General features: G+C 37.5%; 8 protein-coding genes and 2 tRNA genes. 3 read left to right on the forward strand and 7 right to left on the reverse strand.

Annotated features, from left to right (window positions below; translation table 11 throughout):
- The 3 genes from Q0614_RS07160 to Q0614_RS07170 form a co-directional block, all read left to right on the forward strand.
- The coding region (locus Q0614_RS07160; protein WP_298787618.1) for a prepilin-type N-terminal cleavage/methylation domain-containing protein at positions 1-503 on the forward strand (503 nt) is incomplete at its 5' end.
- Positions 504-700: 197 nt separating this feature from the next.
- A tRNA-Gln gene (locus Q0614_RS07165) sits at positions 701-775 on the forward strand.
- 41 nt (positions 776-816) lie between these two features.
- Positions 817-891, forward strand: a tRNA-Met gene (locus tag Q0614_RS07170).
- A 107-nt stretch (positions 892-998) separates the two neighbouring features.
- Here Q0614_RS07170 and Q0614_RS07175 read toward each other — a convergent pair.
- The 7 genes from Q0614_RS07175 to Q0614_RS07205 all read right to left on the reverse strand — a co-directional run bounded on the left by Q0614_RS07175 (position 999) and on the right by Q0614_RS07205 (position 7,551).
- A complete protein-coding gene (locus Q0614_RS07175) occupies positions 999-1,865 on the reverse strand; it encodes a tyrosine-type recombinase/integrase (RefSeq protein WP_298787620.1) in 867 nt (288 codons plus the stop codon).
- 11 nt (positions 1,866-1,876) lie between these two features.
- On the reverse strand, positions 1,877-2,098 hold the full coding sequence (locus Q0614_RS07180; RefSeq protein ID WP_297917031.1) for a hypothetical protein: 222 nt from the start codon (positions 2,096-2,098) through the stop codon (positions 1,877-1,879).
- A gap of 35 nt (positions 2,099-2,133) precedes the next feature.
- Positions 2,134-3,486: a hypothetical protein gene (locus tag Q0614_RS07185; RefSeq protein WP_298787622.1), complete on the reverse strand. Its 1,353-nt coding sequence runs from the start codon at positions 3,484-3,486 to the stop codon at positions 2,134-2,136.
- A 143-nt stretch (positions 3,487-3,629) separates the two neighbouring features.
- Positions 3,630-4,799, reverse strand: a complete 1,170-nt coding sequence (locus tag Q0614_RS07190) for a type II and III secretion system protein (protein WP_298787623.1) — start codon at positions 4,797-4,799, stop codon at positions 3,630-3,632.
- Positions 4,759-5,871 (reverse strand): zonular occludens toxin domain-containing protein, encoded by a 1,113-nt coding sequence (locus Q0614_RS07195; protein ID WP_298787625.1) that lies wholly within the window; start codon positions 5,869-5,871, stop codon positions 4,759-4,761. Before Q0614_RS07195 ends, Q0614_RS07190 begins: the two co-directional genes overlap by 41 nt.
- 1 nt (position 5,872) lies before the next feature.
- Complete coding sequence (locus Q0614_RS07200; protein ID WP_298787627.1) at positions 5,873-6,274, reverse strand: hypothetical protein; 402 nt, start codon at positions 6,272-6,274, stop codon at positions 5,873-5,875.
- Positions 6,274-7,551, reverse strand: coding sequence for a hypothetical protein (locus Q0614_RS07205; RefSeq protein ID WP_298787629.1), 1,278 nt, complete (start codon positions 7,549-7,551; stop codon positions 6,274-6,276). The genes Q0614_RS07200 and Q0614_RS07205 overlap by 1 nt, the downstream gene beginning before the upstream one ends.
- Positions 7,552-8,270 lie beyond the last annotated feature (719 nt).

Consider the following 8,270-nt stretch of genomic DNA (forward strand, 5'->3'; position numbering starts at 1 on the left):
TGAAAAAAGGTTTTACTATGATCGAGTTGATCTTCGTTATCGTTATTTTAGGTATCTTGGCAGCTGTTGCTATACCAAGACTTGCAGCTACTCGTGATGATGCAGAAATCGCAAAAGCTGGTACTAATGTTACCACGATTGTATCGGATCTTGGCTCTTATTATACATCACAAGCGAAATTTGCTGACGATCTTAAGTCTATGACAAATGTAGCAATAGATCCAGGCACAGGTTTTGTTGGTGAACTTAAGTCCGGTGGTAAAAAGTGCTTAAAAGTTACATTGAAAGATTCTGTTGCTGCGAATGGTACTGCTGGTATTGTTCCTGCTTATTTAAAAGTAGAGAAAGGTGCTGAGAATGGTGCTTCAATCTGCACTAAGCTATATGCGGATCCTTCAATTAATGAAATCTTAAATAAGAAATTTAAGTATGTAGATAATGTAGATGGTAAGGAAAAAGAACTTGATGGTTTTGCAATTAGTGGTGTTGCTGTAGTTAAATAAGTTAATATTTAACTTATAATATAGGGGTCTAACTTTATGTTAGACCCTTTTTACGTTTATAAGTACAAAAATAATATTTTTATAAGTATTATTTTATATTTGAAATTATTAAATCTAATTTAAATATAACTTTTAATTTTTTAAATATTTTTATTTGAATATTACTTCAAAGATTAGTGTATATTTTAGTTTTAAATTGGGGTATAGCCAAGCGGCAAGGCAATTGGTTTTGGTCCAATCATTCGGAGGTTCGAATCCTCCTACCCCATCCACTTTCGCGAATGCTATTTTAAATTTATTCGCGTTTTTTTATCGCAGAGTAGAGCAGTGGTAGCTCGTCGGGCTCATAACCCGAAGGTCGGTGGTTCAAATCCACCCTCTGCAACCAAATACCCTATGCTAAAGCATTTGATAAAATCTTAAAATATTCTTATTTTTCTAATGGAAAGCATTAAGCTTATTTTAAGCATATGGATCACAACGCTTATTTTTTACTTAAACGGAATTCATCAAATTTTCAATAGTATTTTTCGATTGTTTTATATTGGCAGTGATGTATTTTTGAGTAGTAATGATATTCGTATGACCGAGAGTAAAACTTACTTGCTCGATCGGCAGCTTTAGATGATTAATGCAGTAAGTGCCAATAAGATGCCTTATGTCGTGAAGCCTGATTTTGGGTAGATTGTTTCGCTTAAGCAAAGAATTCCAACTTCTACGTAGATCAACGAATTTTGTTTTAGTGGCAGGATTGACAAAGATGTAGCTATTTAACTGATTATTCTGTTTTGCGAATATATAACGCTTCAATAGCCTTTTATAAAGCTCGTCGCTCATAGAATAAATCATATCACGCTTAGCTTTATTGATTTGAAAAGGTATGACGTAGGTCTTAGTTTTTAAATTTACGTCGCTCCAACGCAAACTTAAGACCTCATTTTTACGCCTGCCGTGGAGTAGAAAAAAGAATATATCGGCACTGTCGGCTTCATTTTCGCATATAGCTTTTATAAATTGTCTTTGGACGGATAATGGATAATCAAAGTATCGCTTATTATCAAATTTAGGCAACTCGACAAAATCACAAGGATTTTTAGCTATAAGCTCAAGCTTTTGAGCGAATTTAAAAATTACGTGAAGCTTTGCAAGAATATTTTTAACGGTCTTTATTTTATAATTAGCCTTAACTAAGACGTTACAGAGCCTTTGAATATCTAAAAAGCTTATATCGCTTACATCTTTTTCGCCCAAGCTTGAAGCTATATGCTTCTTGTAGGTTGATATATCGCTTTCTAAAGTGTGCTTACGAAGTATCAGCTCGTAAAATTCTACATAATCGTTAAAAAGCTCATTAAGCAGCATCGTAAAGCCTTTCACTTAAGCCTTTTATCACTTTTTAATAAGATCTTGCCATTCCTAACTATAAATATTTTTTTTCCTCCATCGTCTTCAGTCAGAACCTTTAAACACTCTTTACAAATATGCTCATAAAAAAACCCAGTATAGTCCTGCACTTCCTTAGATACTTCGTAAATATCCATTGGATATCCATCATCAAGCTTATCGCATACATCACATTGATATCTTATAGACATCTCTTATCCTTTCAAATAAATTTTAGAAATTTTTCCTAAAACGGATACGGCATAACGCCATTATTGGAATATTTGAATTCCAACTCTCTAATATCCTCTAAAGCGTGCTGCGTAAAATATCTGATATAATTTTTATACCTCTGTAAGAATCCGCGCTCGATCATTTCATTCTCAAGCATAGCGTAATCTTGGACGCTTAAAATGTCATCGGTCATCTCTTTTTGATTATCGCGCCAGTATAATTTTAAACGCTCGTCGCTCATATCTTTCCAGGCGGTGCGAAATATCTTGCTAGGCTTGTAGATTATAGGTTTTTCGCCGCTATTATAAGCCTTTTGAACCGATTTAAACTCGTGAGATTGGATTTTACCGATGCTTTGAACTGGATTAATATTTTTAACGTATTCATGCATGAGCCGACCACAAACGTAATAAAGCAGGTGTCCATCCTCGTAAATTAGCTCCTCGGAAGTATATGGGATAGACATAAAAATACTCCCACTCTTATAATCCCATTCTATAAGCGTATCGTTAAAGTCTTTTAGAATGTTAAGATTACCGAGATCACGCAGGCTTTTAATGAAATTTATCTTTCGATAAACCCAAAGCGGGATTGGGTTTTGCGAGGATAAGAACCTGCGAATTTTATGCTTTATAAACCACGCCTGAACCTCATTAATATCGTCAGTTTCGTTGAAATTTATAAAGGTCTTTGTAATATACTTCATCACGTAGCCAGTGGCGTTATTTATAGAGGTCTGAAACCCGTTTATCTCGCCATTTGCTATCTGAGCCGGGGTCAAACGCTCATTTCTTAGATTTTGCGGGGCATAGAATACGTCCTTATAAATTTTAAGCAGATACAGGATTGTATGCCTTGGGGCATATATCAGAGCATGAATATGCGGTACGCCGTCCTTCTTATGCGGCTCAAAGGTGCGTATATACTGAAATACCTCGCCCTTATAAGCAAACCTAAAGCGCTTCGTAAATTTATGAAAATTATAATTTAGCACATTAGCCAAATCCTTTATATTAAAGGGAACGCCCTCGTTGAGCTTTTGTTTCTGCTCGATAGGAAGCGATCTAATGTCTTTTGTAGTGAATGTAGCAAAATTTCCCACTAGCGCCTTACGAAAGCAGCCGTTAAGCGTAATAGTAAGAAACACGGGCACCAGCTCGTGCTTTACAGAAAGCATATGTATAGTATTTGTCCTATTTGCTACCTCGGCGTAATAGGTGTTTGAAAAATTTGCGGACTTTGAGACCGAAAGCAGGCTTTTTTCCTCACCGAAAGAATTTACGAATTTGTAATCCTGCAAAAACTTTCGTTGTCTGTCAATTTTGAGCTTTACGGCTGCAAAATCAGCCTCATTTAATCCAAACATCTTTAAGCTTCGTTTAAATCTGACAGATTTTTATTAAATTGACAAGGGGGCAGAGAAAAGCGCGCTCCTCGTGCCTCGTCGTTTGCTTTTCTCCGCAGCCGTTGCCAGTCGTATAATGCACCTCGTATGCTCTCATACTCATCTTAATTTACCTCGATTGTGAGGGTTATAATACTGGTGCTTTTATAATTCTGCTCGATAGAAAAGAGGTATTTTAAAATAGGTATGTCTTTGAGTAGCGGCACGCCGTTACGTTTTGAATAAGCAACGTCTTTGTTGATGCCGCTTAGAACAAGAAGCTCGCCCCGCTTTAAACTATAATTTGACTTAAGCTCCTTTTTACTCGTGCGCGGCGTAAGGGTGTTTTGCGTATCCAATAAGTCCTCAACCACCAAATCAAGGCTGAAATCAACGTTTGAATTCTGAAGCACAACCGGGCGAATTTTAATCTTTAGGCCAACGTCTTTATACTCATAGCTGTTTTGAGTGGCGGTGCCGTTTTGCGTATAGGTGCTGGTGTTGGTGAGATAAGGCACGTTTTCGACGGAGGAAAAATAAACCTCGGCGCCGCTTTTGGCAACCAAAAACGGGCTTTGTTTGATAGTCGTTACGCCGTTTTGCTGCAAAAGGCTAAGAACTCCGTAAAAGCCCCGTTTCTTTGTAGTTACGACATTTGTCTCAGCGCTATAAGGCATAGTTATAAGGTTTATAAAATAGTTTAGATCGGAGCGGGTTACGACGTCGCCTAAAGAATTTAGATGCGAGCCTATATCTTTATAATCATTCGTATTGGTCTCAAGTATGGTAAGCTTAAAATTTACCTGTTCGAGCTTTTTATCGCTGCGCTGCACGAAATCGATAATGTCGCTGTATTCGTCGTCGCTTGCTTTGAATACGACGGAGTTCGTAGAGCGAATATAGCTTGAGTTTTGATCGGTCATCTTGCTTACTATCTTATCGGCGTCGTCATAGGAATTATTGGCTAAGGTAAGGTATCTTAACCTACGCTCGGCGCTAATGCTGCCATTGGCATCACCATAGTCCTTATTCTTCTTAAAAACGTAATAAAAGCCGTCGGTAAGTATAAGCTTTAAGCCTTTGCTCTCTATGGCTTTACGAAAATGTTTTATCGTAACGTCTGAATTCTTAGCAGTGTAGAAATAAAAGCTATTCGGATCTATCTCATCGCTGATTAGAATATCGATTTTTGAATTATGACTGGCAACGTTGGCGAAATCAAGCAAGTTTAGCTTAACTTCTTCGGCAAATGCGCTACTTAGAATAAATAGCACTAGAAAAAGAATTTTTTTCATTGTTTAACTCTTCCTTTTTTAAGTTATCGAAAACGGGCTTATCAAAGCCAACAAAGAAATACGTAATACCTTTACCTTTAAACGAGCGCACATTAAATTTGGGCGGGGAGCGCAAAAAGATAAAATTTAAGTATCTCTGATCAAAGTGATCGTAACTGCCGTTTTGAATGGAGCAACGATCGTAGAAGCAGTAAATTTGGTATATGTAGCCGATAGGAGGTTCATTAGGATTTGGCACAGAGGCGTTAAATAAAGATTTAGTGCTGTTACCGCTTGCGGTTTCGATAGGTTGATTGGATTGGGTGTCGGGGGCGGGAGCAGGCTCATCGGCAGGCTTAAAAAGCGAATAAAAACGATAAAACGCCAAGAAACAAAAGACACAGAGCACCAAAGCTAAACCAAAAAATTTAACTACGATGGACGAACCTTTTTCCTTGGAACCCGCAACGTAAAGGTCAAAAACTTCATTAAGAGCAGGTAAAGTAAAACCACCACCCTTAATCATATCGTTTTGATTCATTCGGTAACTAATAAACTGCTGATACCTAAGACGACTAGTGATAAGGCGACGCGCAGGCTCAACAGCTCTATAAAAATACTCGGCTACAGCCTTATAACCTGTGTCAATTAGGCTTAAATCCTGCGATATAAGCCAAATATCTTGAAACAAATGAGCGTGATAAGTAAGCCACCAAGTTAAAATTTCATCGCCTTTTTTAGTAAAAAAATTATGAGCCTCATCGATAACGATCAGGCAGTGATTGAGCTTAAAATCTGCAGCCTTTTCATTTAACTCAGTGTCATTCGCACCGCCCATATAAAGATCATAAAGCAGACTAAGATTATATTTAAAATCGCTAATATCCAAAGGCTTGATTTTTTCGCTTTTGGAGTAATCAAATTCATTTATATTCGTCCAGCAAATAGTATATTTATCGGCTTTATTAGGCTTTTTAATAAATTTATCGAAAAAAGAGGACTTAGGAACTTCGATAAAATTCTTATAAATTTGATAAACGGCTAAATAAGTCTTGCCGCTTTTCGGTATGCCGGTAAGATATGAGATAGCCATTTTAATCAATCCTAGAGATGAAGAGGTAAAGCAAGGTTTTGCGAAAACTCTCAAGCCCTTTGATGAAAATTTTCAGAGCGATTAAAGAAATCGCCGTAAATAAAAAAGGCTTAAAAATTGTGTAAACGTCCTTAAAAGCTTCTATAACACCCAAAGACTTAAGAACGTTAAAGAAAAGAGCTATAAGCTCGTCAGTATTACCCGCATAAGAATTTATGTAATTTATTAAAGCATTGACCTTGCTAAGAGCGATAAAAACCAATGACATCAGCCCTACATAAAAAGCGATAGTAAATCCCAATATAAAAGTAGAAATAGCAAGCATAGTCCCGAAACGAACGGCAGCAGCAGCCCATTTTTTAACGAAAGAGCCGAAAAAACCTATAATAGCTAAAATAGGCATTATACCAACCTTATAATTATTTTAAAAAGCAGAATAGAGAATATCGTAGAAAATATGGCATAGAAAATAAAGTAAAGGACGGAGCGAGCGTCCTTTACTACGGCACAAATATCAATAGTAATTTTTTTGCTCAGTCCGTCTTTAATAACAAAATCGCGAGTATAAGGACAGCTAGCAACAAAACCGCTAGGCTTAAAATCACTTAAAGAGCCGTTTTTAATTTTGTCATAAGCACCCTGCAACTGGCTTTTAGCATCGCCATACATATCAATAACCTTTTTTACTCCGTCGCTTACAGTCTTAGTTAATTTGTCATAACCGCTAAAGTCCATTTTTGGATTATCTTTGTCGCCATCATTACCCGGTTTTGTGCCATTATTATTATCGGAATTACCCGGCTTCGTGCCATTATTATTGCCTGGATTGCTACCACCGCCCGGATGTCCTCCACCACCAGGATTTGGCTTATCGGGATCGGGTTTATCAGGCTTATCGGGATTTGGTTTATCTGGCTTATCGGGCTTGTCAGGTTTATCGGGATTGGTGCCATGAATATAGTTGTCATCTGTGAAACAGACGCCATTAGCATTGGGGTCGGTATCGTGAATTTGATAACTCACATTATAAAAATTTCCATCGCCACCTACACTAGCTTCGGGGTCATCTTTAGTTGTAGTGCAAATATACGAACAAACTACGGAATCATGGCCTATAACATGATCGGCAACACTAACAAAATCAAGCTTTCCCGCACGTTTACACATACAATTGAAACGATCGCGTCGATTAGCAATATCCTCGCATTTATTTACGCATAAACCGGTAGTGGAATCGAAATATTCACCTGCTTTGGTATTACATTGAACGCAATTCTTCTGAATAGCATCACCAGGTTTCATAACCCAAGAATAAGTTTCATATTTTAAAGATGTATGACCCTGATAAGTTTCAAAACCTAAAAATTTATATAAATCAGAAGGGTCATAAAAATAACCATTAGGAGATTTAGTGGCTGGACCTGATTGGGCATAAAAGGAATCCTTTTTAAAAGCAGACTCATTAAAATTTGGATTCACATAAAGATTATTATCATACTTAGTATATTGACAATGCTCAGATACACCATCAACTATGCCATCGTAAAGCCACATATCGCCAGCAGCGGAAATTCTAAAGCGATAATCGTAAGAATCAGACGAAAGAGGAACTTGGACGGAAAAAGAAAAAGTAACCAAGAATATTAAAATCAGAGGGATGAATTTAAACTTATTAAACATTTTACTCTTCCTTAAATTTGCGTAGGGGGAGCGAACCCGATTTTAATCGCAAGCTCATAAAATCGGCTCCCCCTGCGACCCTGTTATGCGCGGCGGCTTTCGGGTGTCCGAAAGCTACACACCGCGCGCGCTTCGCTTCGTTTGTAGGCAAGCAAATAAATGGAGGTTGCCTAAGACCAACGGCGAGAAAATAGCGTAAAAGCCAACTGAAACGGGATATTTGCGACGCCGAACCAAAAGAAAAGACTAAAGAAATAATCAAATGACTTGTTGCCGATCCAATCGATTAAAACAAATTCCATCGCGAACCTCCGAAAACCTTACTTAATCTTGGAGATTGTAAGAAATATCCCCAAGACGAATAAAAAACCGCAAAGACAACCGCTAAGAGCCATTAAAGAGCTATATCGCTCTAAGCTCAAACCAGTCAGGCTTAAAATTTCAGCTTCACTCATTTTGAAAACAGATCCAAACCTGCAAAAATAGACTTGACCGCAAAGAACGAAAGCGCCAAAATCGCATAAAAAGCGTTTAAAAGTAAAGACATATGTAAGATTGAAATCTGCATTTTTAAACTCTCCTAAAGAATACCGCCCGAAAGGGGGCGGTAAAATTTAGCGCTTAAATAAAGATAAAGCAGCTCTAACGGCATAAATCAAACCGATTAAACCAAGAACGACAACAACGGCAGAGGTAAACGGAGTAGTTTCGATAGTTCC

The organism is uncultured Campylobacter sp. (assembly GCF_937997595.1).
Taxonomy (GTDB): domain Bacteria; phylum Campylobacterota; class Campylobacteria; order Campylobacterales; family Campylobacteraceae; genus Campylobacter_B.

Coding starts and splice junctions, on each gene's coding strand:
- Q0614_RS07180 (WP_297917031.1), bottom strand. CDS start 2,098: ATGTCTATAAGATATCAATGTGATGTATGCGATAAGCTTGATGATGGA.
- Q0614_RS07175 (WP_298787620.1), bottom strand. CDS start 1,865: ATGCTGCTTAATGAGCTTTTTAACGATTATGTAGAATTTTACGAGCTG.
- Q0614_RS07200 (WP_298787627.1), bottom strand. CDS start 6,274: ATGCCTATTTTAGCTATTATAGGTTTTTTCGGCTCTTTCGTTAAAAAA.
- Q0614_RS07185 (WP_298787622.1), bottom strand. CDS start 3,486: ATGTTTGGATTAAATGAGGCTGATTTTGCAGCCGTAAAGCTCAAAATT.
- Q0614_RS07205 (WP_298787629.1), bottom strand. CDS start 7,551: ATGTTTAATAAGTTTAAATTCATCCCTCTGATTTTAATATTCTTGGTT.
- Q0614_RS07195 (WP_298787625.1), bottom strand. CDS start 5,871: ATGGCTATCTCATATCTTACCGGCATACCGAAAAGCGGCAAGACTTAT.
- Q0614_RS07190 (WP_298787623.1), bottom strand. CDS start 4,799: ATGAAAAAAATTCTTTTTCTAGTGCTATTTATTCTAAGTAGCGCATTT.